Origin of the sequence: Pseudomonas sp. 65/3-MNA-CIBAN-0223 (assembly GCF_040310425.1) — a bacterium.
In the GTDB taxonomy this organism is placed as follows: domain Bacteria; phylum Pseudomonadota; class Gammaproteobacteria; order Pseudomonadales; family Pseudomonadaceae; genus Aquipseudomonas; species Aquipseudomonas gregormendelii.
This window is the reverse complement of record NZ_JBEOPV010000323.1, coordinates 1-240: the sequence shown is the minus strand read 5'-3', so window position 1 is coordinate 240 and position 240 is coordinate 1. Positions and strand designations below refer to the sequence as shown.

The following is a 240-nucleotide window of genomic DNA, read 5'->3' as shown; positions in this document are numbered from 1 at the left end:
GCCCGTAGTAGCCATCCGGGCGGCGTGGTGCGTGGGCATCCAGGGTTTCGGTCTGCGGGTAGAAGCCGATCACGTGGTTGGAACTGGCGAAGACCACACGCTTGATGCCGTGCAGGCGGGCTGCTTCGTAGATGTGGAAGGTGCCGCGGATATTGGCGTCGAGGATTTCTTCGAACGGTCGCTCAACGGAGACGCCGCCGAAGTGGGCGATGGCGTCGACACCTTCGCACAGGGCATGCA

The 240-nt window shown here is 63.3% G+C and carries 1 protein-coding gene; it reads right to left on the bottom strand.

Annotation, left to right across the window (positions count from 1 at the left end):
• Positions 1–240 (bottom strand): NAD-dependent epimerase/dehydratase family protein (locus AAEZ09_RS29065; protein WP_350601783.1); only part of this gene is annotated, 240 nt, incomplete at both ends.